The following is a 20,861-nucleotide window of genomic DNA, read 5'->3' on the forward strand; positions in this document are numbered from 1 at the left end:
GTCTGCCGTTTAATCAGCCAGCGCCTGCGCCAGTTCTTCCAGCTTGACGGTGCGCTGCTCGCCCGTTGCCATCGCCTTAACGGTAATGACACCATTCTGCAGCTCATCATCGCCAAGAATCGCCGTATACCGCGCCGACAAGCGGTCGGCCGACTTCATTTGCGCCTTCATTTTGCGGCCCAGATAATCCCGTTCCGCCGAGATGCCCTGAGCGCGCAGCGTGAACAGCTGCTTCGTAATTTCCAGATCAGCGGCTTCGCCGAGCGCCACCAGATACACATCCAGCGGCTTTACCGTCTCCAGCTCCACGCCTTGATTCTCCAGAATCAGCAGAATACGCTCCAGACCAATTCCGAAGCCGATGCCCGGCTGATCCGGCCCGCCGATCTCTTCAACCAGGCCGTTGTACCGGCCCCCGCCGCCGACCGTATCAATGGTGCCGATTCCGGCCGCCTTGTATTCAAACGCGGTATGGGTGTAGTAATCCAGTCCCCGCACCAATCGTGGATTAATGCTATAAGCAACGCCCATGGCATCCAGATGGCCTCTGACTTTGGCAAAATGCGTGCTGCACTCCTCATCCAGACTGTCCAGAATCGACGGCGCATCCCCGAATTTATCCTGATCCACCTTGCAGTCCAGTACGCGCAGCGGATTGCGGTCCATCCGGCGCTGGCAGTCCTTGCACAGCCGGTCATGCATCGGTGTTAAGAAAGCGAGCAGCTTCTCCCGGTATGCGGCACGGCTTGGGGCATTGCCGACGGAGTTCAGCTCAACCCGCACTTCCTTCAGGCCTAGGTCCTTGTAAAATTGGTAGCCAAGGGAGATGACCTCCGCATCAATTGCCGGATCAACTGCACCGAACGCCTCGATGCCGAATTGATGGAACTGGCGGTAGCGTCCCGCCTGCGGCCGCTCATAGCGGAACATAGGCCCGATGTAATACAGCTTGCTGACATCCGGCTCACCATACAGCTTGTTCTGCACGTATGCCCGTACAACGCCCGCCGTGCCTTCCGGACGAAGCGCCAAATCACGTTCGCCTTTGTCCTTAAAGGTATACATTTCGCCTTCGACAATGTCCGTGGTTTCCCCTACACCGCGTTCGAAGAGCTCGGTATGCTCGAACATTGGCGTCCGGATCTCCCGGTAATTGAAGCGCCGGCAAAGGTCTCTTGCCTTGGCCTCCACGACCTGCCATTTCTCTACGGCACCGGGCAGCACGTCCTGCGTACCCGTTGGTTTCTCGAATCTTTCTTTACCCACAGCCTGATCCCTCCTGATATAAAAGCAAAAAATCCCCCATCCCTGTTTACAAACAGGGACGAGGGATTATCATTCCAAATGTAATCACCCGTGGTACCACCCACATTCCGGACCAGCCAATAGCAGCTGAGCTCCGCTCACAGCGGTTAACGCCCGCCTACGCGCTACGGCTACTGACATCAGGCCACTACCGGCTGGCCCGCTTTCGCCGTGCGTTCTCGGGGAGGTCATTCATCCGTGCATCAACAGAATCCTTGCAGCACAGGCATTATAACGGTAAAATCACCGCTATTAGCCGGGATTCCTCTCTGGGGTTGTGGGTACCGGATTACTTGTTCCCGTCATCAAAACGTGTATAACATTCCGTATATTGTTAGATTCTACTGAACCACTGCGCTAAAGTCAAGAAAGTAAATTAAAAAAACGGGAAAGCAGCTAAATCCCCTTCGATTCCGCAGAATGCAAAAAAAATGACCTGCAGGCGAATCCCGCAGGTCCAAGAACATATATTATAAAAAAGGGGGTCATGCTTTTATTATAAACACGCTATATTAAGGAATCATGTATGTAATATTACAGTTATATTACATTCAAGAAAGCGTTTTATAAGTCCGTCCATCCCCCTGATCTCGCCTTATCCACTGTACACCATCAGCATATTTATTGTCTAGCAGTTTATGACAAATGATTGCATAATTCAGACAAAAAATTTGTGCAAGTAATATTGTCCAACAAAAAACTTCGGCCACCCCTGTTAAGCAGGGATGGCCGAAGCTAAAACCGGTGGTATGGAAACCGGACTTAATCAAATACCTCTACATAAGCATGTTTGCCGCGCAGGACCTCTACCACCTCATGATATCTCTCGTCGGCAATCTTCAAATCCATCACGTAACGGATATCGTCCAAATCTCCATCCTGCGCATAAACCTCGCTGTGCTCTGGGTCTCTGCCCAAATCCCTGCGGTCCAGTTCATCATCGTTCAAGGCAACGGATGGCACTACAACGGTCCCGGCTGCGATATCTGCAGAGCCTACGGCACCGAATGCGCCCCCCGCCATTGCGGAATTGTTATACGGAACCAGCGGCAAAAGAATATTGCGTCTATGCTTTCCGTCGATACGCAGCGGGTCGGTCAGTGCAGAGACCTCCATATCCCCTACGCCGTACGGTATCAGTGATGTTTTGGCACCTTCCGCTTCATCCTCCGACCTGAAATACGCCTGAATTCTTTTACTCATGATCTTTCCCTCCTTAGGAGTAGTTAATGGAATATCTTAATACTCTATTACAACACCTTAAGCAGCTCACGCACAAAAGCGGGCTCATCCTTCGGTGTGCGTGATGTAATGAAATTGCCGTCAACGACGACTTCTTCATCCTTAAATTCCGCGCCGGCGTTCACCACGTCATCTTGCAGCGGAGGATAGGATGTGATGGTGCGGCCCTGCAGCAGCTCAGCGCTGATCAGGATCTGCGGGCCATGGCAGATGGAGGCAATCGGTTTGCCCGCTGCATCTGCGTCCTTTACAAAGGTAATGATGTCAGCGTCGAGCCGCAGGTTCTCCGGTGAAGAACCGCCCGGGATCACAATGGCATCATATTCTTCCGCCTTGACCTCGCTGATCGCTTTGTCGGCAGTATATGAGGCCTCTCCCTTCTTGCCCTGCAGGGTCTCATTCTTGTTCAGGCCGATAATGTCAGCCTGATGCCCCGCTTTGATGACTTCGTCATAAGGAACCTTCATTTCAGAATCTTCAAATCCGCTGGCGAGCAGAAATGCAACCTTACTCATGGATAAGTTCTCCTTTCTGCTATTCTTGTTCTTGATGTTCTATTACCCTGATTGCAGTGCTTTCTAACCAAAAGTTAACGCTTTCGTCATGAGCTCGCCCCCCTCTGCCGGGAGTAAACAGCCAGCGCAGCAGCGGCAGTATGCAATCAGGTGCGTGGGAGCATAGTGCGGCGCCAGCCGCTCAGCAGCTGCTGTTCATGCAGCTCTCCGGTGACTTTGGCGCCAGCCAGCGCCTCGGCCGTAACCGAAGCCGCTGCGGGGGAGATTCTGCTCAATATCCAGGCTTTCTGCGATTGCCTCATATGTTATCCCGTCCTCTGTAAAGAATGCTTCTCTTTAGTTTAACCAGCCCGGCATCGCTCTATCCGCCTGCAACCGGCCTGTAAGAGGAGGTGGAGGGCCTTCCTGTATGAGCTCAACTTGCGCACCAACGAGCCATCCGGAATTTCCGGACAGCTGGACAAAAAAAAGCTGCGTGCCGCTTGGAGCCTGCACACAGCATTCTTGCTTTATTGAGTTTACGGGCGGCTGTCCAGCAGCAGAGTTACAGGTCCCCAGTTCACGAGTGACACATCCATCATCGCCCCGAATACGCCGGTCTCCACCTGGAGTCCACTCTGACGTAATTGCTCGTTGAAATAGTCATACAGCCGCTTCGCTTCATCCGGAGCCGCCGCAGCCATGAAATTCGGGCGCCGCCCTTTGCGGCAGTCGCCGTACAGCGTGAACTGCGACACCGAAAGGATTGCCCCGTTCGTATCGGTGACGCTATGGTTCATTTTACCTGCTTCATCCTCGAAGATACGCAAGCCGGCTACCTTGTCGGCCAAATAAGCGGCGTCCTTCTCGGTATCCCCGTGAGTGACGCCGACCAGCAGCATCAGCCCTGCTCTGATTGCCCCCGTTACTTCACCGTCTACGGTCACCTGCGCTTCCTTGCAGCGCTGCACCACCACTCTCATGTCTTCCTGTTCAGCTCCTTGCTGCTATTGCATAATACGGTTCACTGTATATACATCCTTGACCCGTTTAACGCGGTCCACTACCGATTGCAAATGATCGGTATTACGGATCAGGATCGTCATATGGATCATCGCCATCTTGTTCTTGTCGGAGCGGCCGGTAACGGCTGAGATATTCGTCTTACTCTCAGAGACGGCCTGCAGCACTTCATTGAGAAGCCCGTTGCGGTCATGGCCGGTAATTTCAATGTCGACGCTGTAATTCGCCTCCATGCTGCCTTCCCATTCGACATCGATCACCCGGGCCGCATCTTCACCGTCGCCCTCGGTCGGAATGTTCGGACAATCCGCGCGGTGAACGGATACTCCGCGTCCGCGTGTTACGTACCCGACGATATCATCCCCCGGAACGGGGTTGCAACATCGTGCGAAACGAACCAGCAGATTGTCGATGCCCTTAACACGGACCCCGTTGGTCGGCTGATTGCGTTTCTCGCCGCTCGACTTGATCTCCTTCATTTCGCTGGACAATTCCAGATGTCCTGCCGCCTCTTCCTGCTCCCTGCGGACCTTCTCAGTCAGCTTGTTGGCAATCTGGGCAGCAGTGATCCCTCCGAAGCCTACAGCGGAGAGCATATCCTCGACATCGCCAAAAGCAAACTTCTTGGCGACTTCGCTGAGCTTATCCTCCGTAAGAAAATCGGAGACCTCCATGCTGAGCCGCTTCAGCTCGCGTTCCACCGCTTCGCGGCCCTTCTCCACGTTCTCTTCGCGCTTCTCTTTCTTGAACCATTGCTTGATTTTGCTGCGGGCATGCGAGGACTGGGCAATCTTCAGCCAGTCGCGGCTTGGCCCGTATGAATTCTTGGAAGTAAGAATCTCCACGATATCGCCTGTCTTCAGCTTATGATCAAGCGGCACAATCCGGCCATTGACCTTGGCACCGATTGTGCGGTTCCCGACCTCCGTGTGGATGCGGAACGCAAAATCCAGCGGCACTGAGCCTGCCGGCAGCTCCACCACTTCTCCCTTGGGTGTAAACACAAATACAAGGTCGGAGAAAAAGTCCATTTTAAGCGATTCGACAAATTCCTCGGCATCCTTCGCTTCGTGCTGGAGCTCGAGAATTTCGCGGAAGAACGGCATCCGGTTCTCCGGGTTGGCAGCGGTCGCATTCCCTTCTTTATAGGCCCAGTGGGCAGCGATCCCGAACTCTGCGGTGCGGTGCATCTCCCAGGTGCGGATCTGCACTTCCGTCGGCTCTCCGCCGGGCCCCACAACGGTAGTATGCAGCGATTGATACATATTCGCTTTTGGCATGGCGATATAGTCCTTGAACCGGCCGGGCATTGGCTTCCAAAGCGTATGAATAATGCCTAAAGTCGCGTAGCAGTCCTTAATGTTATCAACGATGATCCGGATCGCCAGCAAGTCGTAAATTTCATTGAACTGCTTGTTCTTGGTGCTCATTTTGTTATACACGCTGTAAATATGCTTCGGACGGCCGGAAAGATCGCCTTCAATGCCCATTTCGTCCAGCTTGGTGCGGATGCGGCCGATGACACTGTCGATGAACTGCTCACGCTCGGCCCGCTTCTTGTGCATCAGATTGGCAATGCGGTAGTACTGCTGCGGATTGAGATAACGGAGCGCGATATCCTCCATCTCCCATTTAATCGCTGATATCCCCAGACGGTCAGCAATCGGACAAAAAATCTCCAGAGTCTCGTAAGAAATCCGCCGCTGGCTCTCTTCCGACTGGTACTTGAGTGTGCGCATATTATGCAGACGGTCTGCCAGCTTGATGACAATGACCCGGATATCCTGAGCCATGGCAATAAACATTTTGCGGTAATTCTCGTTCTGCTGCTCTTCCTTGGACCGGAAGCGGATGCGCTCCAGCTTGGTAAGGCCGTCCACGAGCATGGCACAGGTCTCGCCGAATTTCTCGCGGATCTGCTCCAGCGAAACCGTGGTATCTTCTACGACATCATGCAGCAGTGCCGCAATAATCGAGATCAGATCCATCTGCATATTGACGACAATATCCGCTACGGCCAGAGGATGCAGGATATAAGGCTCCCCCGACTTCCGGACCTGCCCGTGATGGGCCTGATCGGCAAATTCGTAAGCTTCGCGGATGCGGAGAAGATCCTTTTCTTTTATATAGGCGCTAGCCTTTTCGATTAATTGCTCTATGCCCATTCTCGTCGTATCCGTTTCCTTTCTATATGAAAAATCCCTCCCGGGATTTCTCTAGTCTTAATATGTTAAGAAAAAACTCCTGCCGGAGTTTTATCCTGTAAGCGGAAGCGGCCCTAAGCCTCCTTCACGGTTAAAGCCAGGCAAGCAAGGGCAAACTGCACACAAGTTTAAAGTTGTCTATTATTATGACGCTTGCGGCGGATTACGTCAACACTTCCCATTGCATGGCATTCCTGTCACTGTGCAGGCTCAAGAATAGTCAATTTCGTGGCGGGCAAAAAATGTTGTTGTAAAATGTCGCCGTACTCATTAATCTAGAAAAAGCGGTTTTCCGCAAGCATTCCTAAAAACCACATAGAGAAAGAGAAGTGAACTCATTGCAACGCGAAATTCAAGTTAATGAAAAGCTCCCGTTCGGTCCCGGATTTCTGCTGAGTCTGCAGCATCTGTTCGCCATGTTCGGCAGTACGGTGCTTGTCCCTAACCTGTTCGGGGTAGACCCGGGCATGATCCTGTTGATGAACGGCATCGGTACCCTGCTCTACATTCTTATCTGCCGCGGCAAAATCCCCGCTTACCTTGGCTCCAGCTTTGCCTTTATTTCACCGGTGCTTAGCGTACTCGATAATTATAAAGGGGACCACGAGCATGGATATTCGCTTGCTTTGGGCGCCTTTATCATTACCGGCATCATCTTCGTGCTTATCGCGTTAATCATTCGTTATGCGGGAACCGGCTGGATTGACGTTGTATTCCCTCCGGCAGCTATGGGTGCCATCGTCGCCACCATCGGTCTTGAGCTGGTACCAGTGGCTGCGCAGATGGCCGGATTGATTGCTCCCAATAATGCCCCTGCAGACTGGTCTCCCGATCCGAAGACCGTTGCGTTGTCCATGGTGACACTCGGCGTGACCGTAATCGGCGCTGTACTGTTCCGCGGCTTCCCCAAGATCATCCATATCCTGATCGGTATCGTAACCGGATATGTGCTGGCCCTGATTTTGAAACAAGTCGATACTGCAGCCATCTCCGATGCAAGTTTTCTGGCGGCTCCAACCATTGTGACACCGTCCTTTGATTGGCAGGTCGTTTTCACAATTATCCCCGTATCCATCGTCGTTATCGTTGAACATATCGGCCATCTGCTCGTTACAAGCAACATAGTAGGCAAAGACCTGGCCAAAGACCCCGGTCTTGACCGCTCGCTGATGGGCAACGGCATTTCAACCATCATTTCCGGCTTAGTCGGCTCTACGCCAAATACAACGTACGGCGAGAACATCGGCGTTATGGCACTTACCAAAGTATATTCCATATTCGTCATTGGCGGCGCAGCCATCATCGCCATTCTGCTTTCGTTCTCCGGAACCTTCTCGTCGGTCATCGCCAACATTCCGTCTGCTGTCATGGGCGGCGTATCCTTACTGCTCTTCGGCGTTATCGCCGCTTCCGGTCTGCGCATCTTCGTGGAGCAGAAGGTTGATTTCTCCAAGGCCACCAACATGATCATGGCTTCTCTGGTACTCGTAACCGGTATCAGCGGCGCTAAGCTGACCTTCGGTGAAGTTGAACTGAAGGGCATGGCGCTGGCAACGATTGTCGGTATGGTACTGGCACTGTTCTTCAAGTTGATCGAGGTTCTGGGTCTGTCCAATGAGCAGGAAGGCGAGAAATCCGCTCATTAAGCCCTGAATAGTATGATATTATTAATGAAGTAATTTTTATGACAAGCATATGCAAAAAAGCGGAATGCCATCGTAAACCGACAGCATTCCGCTTTTTATTTCCCGGGAAAAGAAGCCCCGTTTAATCCTCGTACGTGAGCAGCGATACAACCTCTACGCCCGGCAGCTTGTTACGGCCGGCAAGCTGGGACAGCTCGATCAGGAAAGCGGCGCCAACCACATTGCCGCCAAGCTGCTCCACCAGACTGACCGAAGTGGCGATCGTGCCGCCGGTTGCCAGCAGATCGTCGGCGATCAGCACATTTTGCCCCGGCTGGATTGCATCGGTATGCATAGCCAGCGTGTCCTTGCCGTATTCCAGATCGTAGCCGACTTCGATTGTCTCATAGGGCAGCTTGCCGCTCTTGCGGATCGGCACGAAGCCTACACCCAAGGCATAAGCCAGCGGAGCGCCAACCACAAAGCCGCGCGCTTCCGGACCGGCGATGACATCAATCTTCATATGGGCGACAAGTGCCTTCAGCTCGTTGATGGCGTCCCGGTACAGCTCGCCGTCCTTGAGCAGGGTGGTGATATCTTTAAAGCTGATTCCCGGCTGCGGGAAATCGGGTATTACACGGATACTGTTTTTAAAATCCATTTGATCATCTCCTAAAAGTTTTGTGAGGGAAGCCTCACGGTGTCTGCATCGTACAAAACTTGCTTCGAAAGCATAGGCTTAGTTTTGTGAGGGAAGCCTCACGGTGTCTGCATCGTACAAAACTTGCTTCGGAAGCATAGGCTTAGTTTTGTGAGGGAAGCCTCACGGTATCTGCATCGTACAAAACTTGCTTCGAAAGCATGCGCTTGGTTTGTGAGCATTAGCCTGACTTGTCTGTTTTACAAGAATAGCGGCATCTGGGTCCGTTATATCGGCAAATCCGGGCTGCTCAGCGAAATAACGGCTGTATGATCCATTAGCGCATGGCCATCTTATACTTGTCCACCCATAACCAGTAATTAATTGGACAACAATAACTAGGATTCGCTCTTTAGGATGCACCCAAACGGCGGGTCTGCATCCAATGCTCCAGCTCATCCGGGCTGCCCTCCATGAAGTAACGCTCCATCTCCGCCGTCTCGCCTAAACGGACAAAACTCCGCGCAGCCGTCAGGCTCTTGGCCGCCGGCTTTGTCACAAAGGTAATCATTCCGCTTTCGCGGGTAATGAAATCCAGCTCGGCAAATACATCCAGCATTTTGCCCACCATCCGTATCCCAAGCGCCGACTGGCGGCTCAGCCGCAGCAGCACTTCATGCTCCGGTGCAGGTGAACCTGCAACCGCCGCCAGCAGCTTATAAAGGACGGCGAAATGCTCGCGTGTAGGAGTTTGCAGACGGTCCCGCCGGTCCCGCAGCGAATGCAGCAGCGCAATATTGTCAGCCTGCGGGAAAGCGGCGAGCACCGCATCGAGCTGCTCCGGCGTTTCCGGCGTATCGAGCAGACACAGCAGGGAAACCCTTTCATCGGCGGAGCCGCTGTCCGCTCCCGGATGAAGCGGGGTGATCCCCGTCTCCTCGTCGTATACCCACAGCTGCATCCCCTTCAGCTCGCCGAGCGGCGAAGTGCGGCTGCTGTGGAACACCGCCGCTGCGCTGAAGCTCCCTCCACCGGTCTGCAGCTGCTGCTTCAGCCGCACCGCCTGCTTCACCGCATCTGCCGCTCCGCGCAGATCGAACAGCTGCGGCACCGGCACCGCGAGGTCCTGGAGCATCAGCTGCGGCTTGCGGGAGCCGTTCCACTCATTGACCGTCAGCTCGCCGAGAACGTCAACCGGCGTACCTGCAGGCAGCAGAGCGGCCAGCGGGCCTTTGCCGAAAGCTACTGCTTCAATAGACTGCCTGCCCTGCTGAAGGACAAGCTTCAGATGCCTGGACTCCTGCCCCATTGTCCGGGTCTCCTTCACCACTGCACCGCGTACGATGAACTTCGGCAGCGGATTAGCCATGCCAAAGGGCGCGAGCCGCTCCAAGTCGCCGGCCGCCTGCAGCGTCAGCTCGGCGATCGAAACTTCACCGTCCGCGGCGGTTACCGGCACGAGATGCTCCGGTGTGAGTACGGAGGCCGCATAGTCATCTAGCGCCGCAGCGAACGCCTCCAGCTGATCCATATGCAGGCTCATTCCGGCAGCAGCCGGATGGCCGCCGTAATGGTCCATAAGCCCGGCACAGGAGGAAAGCGCCGCATAAATATCAAGACCGGGAATGGAGCGGGCCGAGCCCTTGCACATTCCCGTCTCGGGATGGATATCAAGGATGATGACCGGGCGGTAATAGCGCTCCAGCAGCTTGGAAGCAACAATGCCGACCACACCGACATTCCAGCCCTGCCCCGCCAGGACAATGATATGCGGCAGCGGTCCGTCTCCGGTCCGCTCCTCCAGCCGTGCCACGGCCTCGGCAACGATACGCTCTACAACCTGCTGGCGCTCCTTGTTCAGCAGGTCCAGCTCTTCGGCAAGCCGCAGCGCTTCCTGCGGCTGCTCCGCAGTCAGGAGCGCCACCGCGCGGCCGGCATGATCGAGCCGGCCGCTGGCATTAATGCGCGGTGCCATGCCGAAGGCAATGTTGACCGCACTAACCGTGTTCAGCGTGATTCCGCTGACCTCGGACAGAGCGCGAATGCCGGGATAAGGCGAATTGCGCATGCTCGCAAGACCATTCCGCACTAACCGGCGGTTCTCTCCCAGCAGAGGCATCAGATCGGCGACCGTGCCGATGGCGGCAATCTCCGCCCACTCCGCAGGAACCTCATCGCCGAGCAGTGCCTCCGCCAGCTTATAGGCAACGCCTACACCGGCCAGGCCTTTGAACGGATAAGGGCAATCATGCTGCTTCGGATTAATCAGCGCGTAAGCCTCCGGCAGCTGTTCCGGCGGCTCGTGATGGTCGGTTACAATGACGTCGATACCCAGCGATGAGGCATAGGCGATTTGCCCATACGCGCTGATTCCCGTATCGACAGTTATAATCAGTGATACGCCTTGCTGAAGCGCCCAGTCCAGCGCATGGTTATGCAGGCCATAGCCTTCATTGGCCCGGTGGGGAATGTATATATCAAAAGAAGCGCCAAGATGACGAAGCAGATAGATCATCAGCGAGGTGCTGGAGACACCGTCTGCATCATAGTCACCGTACACCAGGATATGTTCTTCATCTTGCAGAGCCTTTCTAATACGGGGAACTGCTTCAGCCATCCCCTTCAACAGGAAGGGGTCATGCCGGTCATCTACTCCCCCGTCCAGGAAAGCCAAAGCCTCTTCAGGCGTGTGGAGCCCTCTGGTTACCAGCAGACTGGACAGCAGAGGAGAAATGGAAAGGCTCCCGGCCAACCCCGAAACAACGTCGGGGTCGGCTGCCGGAGAATGCCACTTGGTTTTTGAATAAAGCAATTATGCTCACCTTTCTCTCACCTTGCAAACTACTGAAGCAGCGAGGGAAGTTCATTGTCCACGAGCTCGTGGTTGCTCTTGTAGGGATAGCCCGGATCATACGGTACAACATCCATGTGCACCTCGCCTACATGTACAAAGCGGTGCTGCAGCAGCTTGCGGGCGCATTCCGAAATATCCTGCGCCTCTATCACCGTGATCCGCGGATTGACGCTGATTTTGACTTCGAGATTGACATAGCTGCCCTCTTCCGTCGCCTTTAAATATTCCACACGGATTACGCCGTGCACCCGCTGCACGGTCTCCACGAAATTGGCTGTATCGGAGGCAGGCAGCTCGTGATGCTTCTTGCCGTAAATAGATGATGCAATCAGCTGGTAGCCTTTGCGTACAATCAGACAACTGGTCAAGAGTGCGGCAATCGGATCCAGATAGAGCAGCGGATGGAAATCCAAATAGTTCTCGCCGCCGGCGACTGCCCCCGCAATCCCCAGCGAAACGGTAAATGAGCTGTACAGACTGAAACGGTGGCTTTCCGCATAAGCCGCATGGCTCCCGTCACCCTTTTTACGGAAATACCGGTACTGATACTGAAATACGGCCTCTTTCAGCACAATGGATAGCAGGACGACTACAATGGCGAACTCGCCCGGAGCTGAGAAATGCCCCCTGGTCAGATCGCGGATCGCCGAAAAAGCGATTTGCAATCCGAACATCAGAATCAAAACAGACATCAGAACCGCCATTACCGGTTCCTTGTTGTCCCGCCGTTCCAACGTGCGGACCCGCCGTTTGGCGCTATTCCGCCCAGGCCGCCACGGAAACGTCTCCACAAGCTTTGAAGCGGCATCCGCCCCGGAATATATGGCATCCCCGAGCAGCGCCTTGCTGCCGGAGAAATACCCAAAGCCTCCCTTGATCACAGCCAGGGCGATATCACTGACAATTCCGCCCCAGGCAACCGTCTCAGTGCGCGGTGATTGTTCATCGTTCATAACGCGGCCCCCCCTTACCTTTGGCAAGTAATCTCTTGATGATGGCTTACGCATCATTGGTAACGAAAGAAGTTGGAAAAGCCGCGTCGCCTTTGACGCGGCTTTTCGAGGCATAGCAACTATTAGGCCTTGGCCGGAGCGCTCTTCGTCGATGGCTTCTGGCGCTTCTTGAGCAGCAGCCAGAGCGGGCTTGCGATAAAGATGGAGGAATATGCCCCGAAGAGAAGTCCGATGACCATGGCCAGCGAGAACATCTTGATCGATTCTCCGCCCAGAACAAGCAGGAAGAACGCGGCAATAAATACAGTGAATGCCGTATACAGGGAGCGCATAAGGGTCTGTGCCACACTCTTGTTGACGAGTGCCTTCAAATCCTCATACGTCTTCTGTTTACCGAACCGCAGGTTCTCGCGGATCCGGTCAAAGATAACGATGGTATCATTGATGGAATAACCGATAATGGTCAAAACCGCTACAATAAAGGTCAAATCCACCTCCAAGCGGAAGATGGAGAAGATCGATACGACCATAAATGCGTCATGCAGCAGGGCCACAATCGCCGCCAGCGCGAAGCGCCATTCAAAGCGGATGCTGACATAGATGATAATACCGATAGAAGCCAGCAGGACAGAGTAAATGGCATTGCGTGCCAGCTCCTTGGCCATTTCCGTATCAACCGTATTGATCTCAAAGGATGCCTGATCGTCGAGCTTGGTAATCTCGGCTTGCAGAGCTTGACTTTGCGTATCATCCAGCACTTCATCGTAACGGATGTTCACCCGATTCTCACCGAGTGTAATGCTGGGCTCATGCGAGAGATTCAGCGAATCCAGCGCAGGCTGGAGCTGCTCGGTTGTAATATTCTTGGACAAGGATACGTCCACATTGGAGCCCGCCTTGAAATCAACGCTGTAGTTCAGGCCGAAGATCGCCAGGAAGAGTACTCCGAGAATTGTCAGCACGATCGAAAATATAAAGAAATACTTGCTTAAGTGTACAAAATCCAGTTCCTTCTTAAAGCGCACTGATTTCACTCTCCTTTACCCCAAATTGCTTCGGCTTCTTGAGCATGCCGGATTTAACCAGCAGGGTAAGCAGCCAATGGGCAAAATAAAGGTTGGTTACGATACTGAGCACAATTTCGACAATCAGTATCAGAGCAAAGCCTTTAACTGCGCCTGTACCGAAGGCAAACATAACAGCCGCAACGATAATGGTGGTGACGTTGGCATCCATGACCGTCCGGAACGAAATTTTATTTCCAGCCTTGACGGAGGACAGAATGCTCTTGCCGCTGCGCATCTCTTCGCGGATCCGCTCATTGGTAATGATATTGGCATCGACCGCCATCCCAATACCCAGGATAAACGCGGCGATACCGGGCAGGGTCAGTGTAAAGTCGGCGACCACAAATACGGCGATCAGCAGCCACGTATGCAGAAGCAGCGCGAAGCTGGCCAGGACGCCCGGAAGCCGGTACATGCCGATCATGAAAATCAATATAATAATGGAACCAACAATGCCTGCACGGACAGTCTGATCAAGGGATTGCTTACCTAGTGTCGCGCCGACGCTCTGTGAATATTTCTCGGTCAGCTTCAGCGGCAGGGCGCCCAGGTTTATCGTATCCGCAAGCTCGCGGGCGGAATCCAGGGTGTAGTTGCCGGAGATCGATGCAGTGCCGTCAGTAAGTACAGCTTGCACCACCGGATCGGACAACTGGCGTTCGTCCAGATAAATCGCCAGATTCTTGCCCAGCAGACGCTTCGTGATCTCAGCGAATTTGTCCTTATCCTTCACCTTGATTTGGATAACCGGCTGGTTCAGCTGGTCGCGTTGAACCTCGGCTGCGCCTTCGACGAAGTCACTGCCCACCATCTCAATCTTGCTGTAGGTTCCCGCTGCGTCGCCTTCAGCAGCGCTGCGGAACGTCAGTACAGCCGGTTCCTTCATCTTCTTGCGGACTTCCGCTTCATCGGTTACACCCGCAATCTTCAGACGGATACGGTTCGTTCCTTCAGTAGTTACTTCAGGCTCGCTTGTACCCAGCGCGTTCGCCCGCTTCTCGAGACTTTCCGCCGTCTTCTGCAGTGAGGCCCGGGTTAATTCGGCCCCGATATCCATCGGCTCTGCCTCGTACAGAATTTCGAATCCGCCTTTCAGGTCAAGGCCAAGCCGAACCTTGTCCAGCAGGCCGGGAGTGGTAACCGCCATGACCCCTGTTAATACGAGCACGGTAATGATAAAGCCCATAAGTCTTTTCATGCTCTTGCTAGTTCCCCTTTCATTACTCAATATTCCTATTATAGCCACGTGCGAAATCACCGTCAATTTCCACCAGATTACCGGACTATTGACGGCACAAAGAAAACGGCCGGCTCCGCCGCCTGCGGATAGCCCTCCGTTTGGATTGAGAAAGCTTGATTGGCACTACTCTACTTTACTGCTTCCGGTACCTCATTGCAAAAGAAAAAGGTTCCTTTTTATAGGTTTAAGCCCCGATATGCGGAAATTGTCAAATAATTCATATAAGTTCCGGCCTTCAGTGAATAGATATCGTTCACCAGCTTGTGCAGAGGCGGCTTGCCTTCCTTGGCATAGCTGCGGCTGACACATTCCCAAATATCCTTCCCGGTTACATATTCGTAGCCAAGGAGCCGGAATTCTTCCGCTTTGCTGTCGCACATGGCCTCGATATCCGCACTAAGCTCGTCATACTCCCAATCTGCCGATTCCACGTGTCTTACACCTCCCAAATCCCGCTAATATCCCTATACCTATTCGCCCCCGCCCATTCGCTTTCCTGCTTGCCTGCCGAAAGTTGCACATCCAATGCTTGTCATGGAGTTGCCCTAATGCAGCATATCTATAAATTATACGGACAAACACCGGTGAACGGGTTTCCATTTTATCACGGGAAGAAGGAATGCCCATTGAAGAAACAAAGCTTCATCCAAGGTACGCTGATCCTCCTGGCTGCCGGCATTATCAACCGCATGCTGGGTTTTATTCCCCGCATTGCTCTGCCCCGTGTCATGGGCGCCGAAGGGGTGGGACTCTATCAGCTGGCTTATCCCTTTTTTATTGTGCTGGTTACCGTCATTACCGGCGGCATCCCGCTGGCCATCGCCAAAATGGTCGCGGAGGCGGAAGGCGAGAACCAGACAGACAAATCCAGGCGCATTCTGCATACCGGTCTTGCCCTCAGCACCGCACTGGGCTTGCTGTTTACACTGGCTGCTTATTTCGCCGCTCCATGGGTGGCCAACGTTATCCTGACTGACAAGCGCGTCTATTATACCTTTGTCAGCATGATTCCGATGATCTCGATTGTGGCAGTTTCGGCGGTTTACCGGGGCTACTTCCAGGGCAAACAGAACATGATTCCCTCTGCCTTGTCTTCGGTGCTGGAATCGGTTATCCGTATTTTCTTTATGCTTTGGTTTGCCTGGCTGCTCCTCCCGAAGGGCATTGCCTTTGCGGCGGCCGGAGCGATGCTGGGCGTAACCGTGGGCGAACTGGCCGGGATGCTGGTCCTGCTTTGGCAGTATGCCTATTCGTTAAAAAAGGACAAGGCGGCCCCTGCTTCCTCCGCCGTGGTCCAGCCAGATGCCCCTTCTGCCGGGGAAGAACCATCCGGCAAAAGACTGCTGCGCCGGATGCTGCGTATCGCCGTACCGGTGACCGCCGGCCGGCTGGTCGGCTCCTTCTCTTACCTGCTGGAATCCATCATCACTGCGCGCAGTCTGGCTCTGGCCGGAATCGCTGCAGCAGCGGCTACGGCACAGTATGGTTCGCTGCAGGGCATGGTGATCCCGCTGCTGCTGCTGCCCGGCGTGCTCAGCTCCTCTCTGGCGGTTTCATTGGTGCCGTCCTTGTCGGAAGCGGCTGCCCGCCAGGATATGCCCACCATTCACAAGCGGCTGCAGCAGGCCCTGCGGCTCGCCATGGTTACCGGGGCTCCCTTTGTGGCTGTTATGTATATTTTTGCGGTTCCGCTTTGCACGATATTGTATGGTAACGCAGATACTGCCCCAATGCTCCGGCTGATGGCACCGTTTGCCCTTTTTCTGTATATACAGTCCCCCCTGCAGGCAGCCCTGCAGGCGATGGACCGTCCCGGCCGGGCGCTGCTGAACACGCTGATCGGCGCCGTAATCAAGATCCTGCTGATCCTGCTGCTTGCTTCGCGGCCTGAATTCGGGATCTACGGAGCGATCATTGCCATCATCGTCAACAGTGTCCTTGTGACCTTGCTGCATGGCTACAGCGTGGTCAGGCTGATCAAGCTTTCCGTGCGTGTCAGCGATCCCATAAAGACTGTAGCCGCCTTGGTTATCATGGCGGCGGGTATGTCCTATATCTATACCTCAGTGCCGCTCCCGGGCGCTGATTGGCTGAAATTCCTGATTTCGGCTATCTGCGGGATGGCCATTTATCTCGGTCTATGCCTGCTTACCGGCCTCATATCCGCGCGTGACCTGGAGCATCTGCCGTTTCTGAAGCGGCGGCGTTGACCCGACGCAGCGGGTCACGTCCGCTGCGGGTCTACATAAATCTGACCTTTGTGGTCGATGGAGCAGAGAAAGACATCGCGGAAATCATTTACCCCTTTTTGCCGGATTTGCGTGCGGAGCCAGAACCGTGTTTTTCCGATCAGCTCCAGGTTATCGTCCTGCACCTTTCCGTCCATAATCAGCGGGATCGGAAGCCCCTCGTAGCGGATTTTGTCTATAGGCAGCTTCACGGCCGGGGTTTGCGGGGTGCTGTCTGCTTTGTTTTGCTGCTTTTTGTCGGCGCCGCTGCTGCTGTTGCCGCTCTGGTTGGAGGAGGATACACCCTTATCTTTTTCAATGACCGTGAGCTGGCCGCTGGTTTCAAGAATGGCGAATTCCACATCCGCCGGGCTGTCGATATTCTGCCCTCTGAGCTGCAGCAGCAAATCGTCCAAATTATATCTCTGCTTGCGCATTTCATCCTTGTGCAGCTTGCCGCCGGAGATCAGTACGCTCGGCTTGCCGTCGATCAGAAGGCGCAGCTTCCGGCTCCGCAGGCTGAGCCAGGCGACAATCACCTGGATCATAACCAGGGTAACCATTGGCACCAGCCCGTCGCGGATCGGACGTTTGACATCATCGATGACAAACACGGCGATCTCCGCAATCATAATCGATATGGTCAGGTCAAAGACCGAGAGCTTGCCGATTTCCCGTTTCCCCATAATCCGCATGCTCAGGAAAATGAAGATGTACATCAGCACAGTCAGCGCTACATGGTTGAGAATCTGCTGGAACATATTCTCTTCGCTCCCCTTTACGCGTCTCACCCGCATCAAGATTAGGCAGGTGGAGGAATGTACCCCTATTCTGGCCTGCCTGCCAAGGGAACATTCGGCAAGCCGCTCTATAAATTACTGGTAAATCAGCAGGGCTTGTCATTCTTGTACTAATGGGGCAAGCCCACCCATAGAATGGTAATAGCAAATCAATCATTAGGAGGTTGGACCATGCATATTATTCGGCGCCTGTTCTCTTGGAGAATCGCTAATCCGGTGTTATCCGGCTTATGCCGTTCCTTCGTGTGGATGCTGCTGGGCGCATTTGTGCTATCCCTGCTGCTATGGGGCAGCGGACTTAGCGAGCAGGATCTGGCGACGTACACTTACATGGTACACGGGATTGCAGCCGCATTCGGGGGACTGACCGCCGGACGCAGAGCCTCCCGCAAAGGCTGGTACCAGGGTGCGCTGACGGGGATTTTCTACGGAATAATCGTGCTCTTGATCGGGTTCCTGGCACTGGACAGCTCACCATCGGGCATGGATACCCTGTGGGTGCTGGCGGCGGCGGCCATCGGGGCGCTTGGCGGAATGTTTGGCGTTAACTTACAGAAGTCCTGACCGAAATTTAATTTGGCAAAAATCGAAACCGTTCCTGAATATATGTTACACTGTGTGTGCATTAGGTTTTAGTCAGTACCCAAGGAGGATTCGATTGTTTTGCTGTACCAATCCATGAACGCTGTGGTTTTCTATACGGTAGCGCTGGTCTTTCTGCTGATCTGGCTCGGCAGCCTGCGCAATCCCCTGCTGGCATTCGCCGAGATTGGCAAAGAAATGCTCCGGTCGTACAAATTTGTACTGGTCGTTTTAGGCATGGTCGGTATACTCGCCCTGAACAAGTTTGAGCTGCAAATTGAACACCGCCTGAACCTGCACACGGATTTCACCCCCTTTGTCTTTGGAATAGAGGGCCATTTCGTCCGACTCGTGCAGGAGCTGTTCTATTCGCCCTGGCTGACGCCGGTCATCGTATTTTTTTATATTTTCATGCTGCAATCCGTGCTCGCCGCCTCGCTGGGCGTCTACCTGCTGGATAAGAACCGCATTATGCTGTACGCCAGCTGCTATGCCATTATTCTGAATTACGCCATTGCGATTCCGTTCTTTCTCTATTATCCGGTTAACGAGGTGTGGGCCTACGCTCCTGCGGGAGTCCGGTTTGTAATGCTGGACGTGTTCCCCCGCTTCGAGACGGAATACCGGCCGCTCTCCGGGCTGAACAACTGTTTCCCCAGCCTGCACACGGCGATTTCATTATCTACGGCGCTGCTCGCCTACCGCTCAGGCAACCGCCGCTGGATGGCCATTACTTCAGTCTCGGCCGCCTTTATTATCTTCGGCATCTTCTATCTGGGCATTCACTGGCTCAGCGATATGCTGGGAGGAGCGCTGCTGGCCGTCGTATCGACCTCCGTGGCCGTCAGGCTGGCCAAGCTGACCCTGCGCGGGCAGGAAGAGCCGCTCACTCTGCGCAGCAGTACTGCTGATACACAGTAGTGATTGCGGTGACTGGCTTGCTGTTGGAACAATACTTCCACTTTCATTAACCAGCGTATAAATCAAAACGCAGCAAAAAAAGCGGCCCTCTCCTGAGAGAAGCCGCTTTCTTATTGATGTTCTACTCTTTATCCTCCGGCTCAGCCACCGCGTGGCTGATCGATCCGCGGTCAAAGGTCAGCTTCGTTACATCGTTGACTCTCAGCACGACGATATCATCGGAAATCTCCATAATCGTTCCGTGCAGGCCGCCGATCGTAACGATCTTGTCGCCTTTCTTGAGCGCCTTCAGCATCGCGTTGCGCGTCTTGGTCTTCTTCTGCTGCGGACGGATAAGCAGGAAATAGAACACGACAAACATAAGGACAAACGGACCAACCAAACCGAGAATACCGCCGGCACTGCCTGCTTCGTTTGCCAGTAATTGCGATTGAAACACTTCATTCCCCCCTTTCGACATGCGTACCCGCACATCTTAATTCTCTAGTACTCGAAGTAAAAACGCCGTCAATTGCTCATGGTTCAAGAGTTGCGGGCGTACTAGAATCCTTTGGAATTGTTATGCATTCCGTATTGTGCAAAAAACTCATCGCGAAAATCAAGCAGCCGGTCTTCCATGATGGCCTCGCGCACCTTGCGCATCAGGTCTACCAGGAAATACAGGTTATGGTATGTTGTCAGCCGCAAACCGAAGGTCTCGTCGGCTTTGATCAAATGACGCAAATACGCACGGGAATAATTCCGGCAGGTGTAGCAGCCGCATTCCGGATCAAGCGGTCCGAAGTCGCGGGCATACTGGGCATTGCGTACAACGAGTCGTCCTTGGCTGGTCATAGTCGTGCCATTGCGGGCGATACGGGTTGGCAGAACGCAATCAAACATATCTACTCCACGGATCGCACCTTCCAGCAGCGCGTCGGGCGAGCCGACCCCCATCAAATAACGGGGTTTGTTCTGCGGCAGGAGCGGAACGGTATAATCCAATACCTCATACATAATCTGCTTCGATTCACCTACACTGAGTCCACCAATAGCATACCCCGGGAAATCCATGGAAGTCAAATCTGCCGCGCTCTGGCGGCGCAGATCCTCATACATGCCGCCTTGGACGATGGCGAACAGCCCCTGATCATTCGGACGGGCATGGCTCTTCAGACACCGTTCCGCCCAGCGCGTCGTCCGCTCCAGCGACTTTTTCACGTAATCATACTCCGCCGGATAAGGCGGGCACTCGTCAAAAGCCATCATAATATCCGAACCGAGCGCGTTCTGCACCTCCATCGCCACCTCCGGCGACAGAAATTTCGGATCACCGTTCAGATGGGAGCGGAAATGCACGCCTTCCTCGGAGATCTTACGCATTTCACTCAGCGAGAATACCTGGAAGCCGCCGCTGTCCGTCAGAATCGGCCGATCCCAGTTCATGAATTTATGCAGCCCGCCCGCTTCACGTACAATGTCATGCCCCGGACGAAGGAACAAATGATACGTGTTGCTCAGAATAATCTGTGCGTTCATATCCTTCAATTCCTCGGGACTCATGGTCTTGACCGTTGCCTGTGTGCCTACCGGCATAAATGTCGGGGTCTCGATAATGCCGTGCGGTGTATGCACCCGGCCGAGTCGCGCTCCGGACTGCTTGCAGGTCTTGATATGTTCATAAGTAATTGCTGCCATTTATAC

Annotated in this window: 19 protein-coding genes; 4 read left to right on the plus strand and 15 right to left on the minus strand. The window is 54.0% G+C overall.

The genetic code is table 11. The features are described 5' to 3' along the window. Positions 1–9: 9 nt before the first annotated feature. From hisS to F1379_RS04000, 6 genes are all read right to left on the minus strand, one after another. The gene (gene hisS / locus F1379_RS03980) at positions 10–1,266 is read right to left on the minus strand and encodes a histidine--tRNA ligase (protein WP_150266560.1); all 1,257 of its coding nucleotides are present in this window, start codon (positions 1,264–1,266) and stop codon (positions 10–12) included. 801 nt (positions 1,267–2,067) lie between these two features. Continuing rightward, complete coding sequence (locus F1379_RS03985) at positions 2,068–2,508, minus strand: hypothetical protein (protein WP_150266562.1); 441 nt, start codon at positions 2,506–2,508, stop codon at positions 2,068–2,070. A 47-nt stretch (positions 2,509–2,555) separates the two neighbouring features. Further along, positions 2,556–3,062, minus strand: coding sequence for a type 1 glutamine amidotransferase domain-containing protein (locus tag F1379_RS03990; RefSeq protein WP_150266564.1), 507 nt, complete (start codon positions 3,060–3,062; stop codon positions 2,556–2,558). Positions 3,063–3,208: 146 nt separating this feature from the next. Beyond that, positions 3,209–3,364, minus strand: coding sequence for a hypothetical protein (locus F1379_RS29705; protein WP_162551067.1), 156 nt, complete (start codon positions 3,362–3,364; stop codon positions 3,209–3,211). A 216-nt stretch (positions 3,365–3,580) separates the two neighbouring features. Continuing rightward, positions 3,581–4,024, minus strand: coding sequence for a D-aminoacyl-tRNA deacylase (gene dtd, locus F1379_RS03995; RefSeq protein WP_150266566.1), 444 nt, complete (start codon positions 4,022–4,024; stop codon positions 3,581–3,583). Between the two features lie 24 nt (positions 4,025–4,048). Then, the gene (locus tag F1379_RS04000) at positions 4,049–6,229 is read right to left on the minus strand and encodes a RelA/SpoT family protein (RefSeq protein ID WP_150266568.1); all 2,181 of its coding nucleotides are present in this window, start codon (positions 6,227–6,229) and stop codon (positions 4,049–4,051) included. Between the two features lie 377 nt (positions 6,230–6,606). On the opposite strand from F1379_RS04000, the gene uraA reads away from it, so the two are divergent. Beyond that, positions 6,607–7,914: a uracil permease gene (gene uraA, locus F1379_RS04005; protein WP_150266703.1), complete on the plus strand. Its 1,308-nt coding sequence runs from the start codon at positions 6,607–6,609 to the stop codon at positions 7,912–7,914. 121 nt (positions 7,915–8,035) lie between these two features. On the opposite strand, the gene F1379_RS04010 is transcribed toward uraA, so the two are convergent. The 6 genes from F1379_RS04010 to F1379_RS04035 form a co-directional block, all read right to left on the minus strand. Next, positions 8,036–8,554 (minus strand): adenine phosphoribosyltransferase, encoded by a 519-nt coding sequence (locus F1379_RS04010; protein WP_150266571.1) that lies wholly within the window; start codon positions 8,552–8,554, stop codon positions 8,036–8,038. Between the two features lie 391 nt (positions 8,555–8,945). Continuing rightward, a complete protein-coding gene (gene recJ, locus F1379_RS04015; protein ID WP_150266573.1) occupies positions 8,946–11,345 on the minus strand; it encodes a single-stranded-DNA-specific exonuclease RecJ in 2,400 nt (799 codons plus the stop codon). Between the two features lie 29 nt (positions 11,346–11,374). Next, positions 11,375–12,340, minus strand: coding sequence for a cation diffusion facilitator family transporter (locus F1379_RS04020; RefSeq protein WP_150266575.1), 966 nt, complete (start codon positions 12,338–12,340; stop codon positions 11,375–11,377). A 122-nt stretch (positions 12,341–12,462) separates the two neighbouring features. After that, positions 12,463–13,365, minus strand: a complete 903-nt coding sequence (secF, locus tag F1379_RS04025) for a protein translocase subunit SecF (RefSeq protein ID WP_150266577.1) — start codon at positions 13,363–13,365, stop codon at positions 12,463–12,465. Next, positions 13,355–14,605: a protein translocase subunit SecD gene (gene secD, locus F1379_RS04030; RefSeq protein WP_150266579.1), complete on the minus strand. Its 1,251-nt coding sequence runs from the start codon at positions 14,603–14,605 to the stop codon at positions 13,355–13,357. The genes secF and secD overlap by 11 nt, the downstream gene beginning before the upstream one ends. A gap of 218 nt (positions 14,606–14,823) precedes the next feature. Beyond that, the gene (locus F1379_RS04035) at positions 14,824–15,078 is read right to left on the minus strand and encodes a post-transcriptional regulator (RefSeq protein ID WP_150266581.1); all 255 of its coding nucleotides are present in this window, start codon (positions 15,076–15,078) and stop codon (positions 14,824–14,826) included. Positions 15,079–15,273: 195 nt separating this feature from the next. On the opposite strand from F1379_RS04035, the gene spoVB reads away from it, so the two are divergent. Then, positions 15,274–16,857, plus strand: a complete 1,584-nt coding sequence (spoVB, locus tag F1379_RS04040) for a stage V sporulation protein B (RefSeq protein ID WP_150266583.1) — start codon at positions 15,274–15,276, stop codon at positions 16,855–16,857. A 14-nt stretch (positions 16,858–16,871) separates the two neighbouring features. Here the strand turns inward: spoVB and F1379_RS04045 are convergent, their stop codons facing one another. Further along, the gene (locus F1379_RS04045; protein ID WP_150266585.1) at positions 16,872–17,636 is read right to left on the minus strand and encodes a YetF domain-containing protein; all 765 of its coding nucleotides are present in this window, start codon (positions 17,634–17,636) and stop codon (positions 16,872–16,874) included. Between the two features lie 210 nt (positions 17,637–17,846). On the opposite strand from F1379_RS04045, the gene F1379_RS04050 reads away from it, so the two are divergent. Beyond that, entirely contained in the window at positions 17,847–18,239 is a 393-nt protein-coding gene (locus F1379_RS04050) for a TIGR04086 family membrane protein (protein WP_150266588.1), read from the plus strand. 99 nt (positions 18,240–18,338) lie between these two features. After that, entirely contained in the window at positions 18,339–19,178 is an 840-nt protein-coding gene (locus tag F1379_RS04055; RefSeq protein WP_239004540.1) for a phosphatase PAP2 family protein, read from the plus strand. Between the two features lie 121 nt (positions 19,179–19,299). Here the strand turns inward: F1379_RS04055 and yajC are convergent, their stop codons facing one another. Together yajC and tgt are read right to left on the minus strand one after the other, a co-directional pair. After that, on the minus strand, positions 19,300–19,617 hold the full coding sequence (gene yajC, locus F1379_RS04060) for a preprotein translocase subunit YajC (protein WP_239004541.1): 318 nt from the start codon (positions 19,615–19,617) through the stop codon (positions 19,300–19,302). A gap of 101 nt (positions 19,618–19,718) precedes the next feature. Beyond that, positions 19,719–20,855, minus strand: coding sequence for a tRNA guanosine(34) transglycosylase Tgt (gene tgt, locus F1379_RS04065; RefSeq protein ID WP_150266592.1), 1,137 nt, complete (start codon positions 20,853–20,855; stop codon positions 19,719–19,721). Positions 20,856–20,861 lie beyond the last annotated feature (6 nt).

Source organism: Paenibacillus tepidiphilus, assembly GCF_008635795.1.
In the GTDB taxonomy this organism is placed as follows: Bacteria; Bacillota; Bacilli; order Paenibacillales; family Paenibacillaceae; genus Paenibacillus_AQ; species Paenibacillus_AQ tepidiphilus.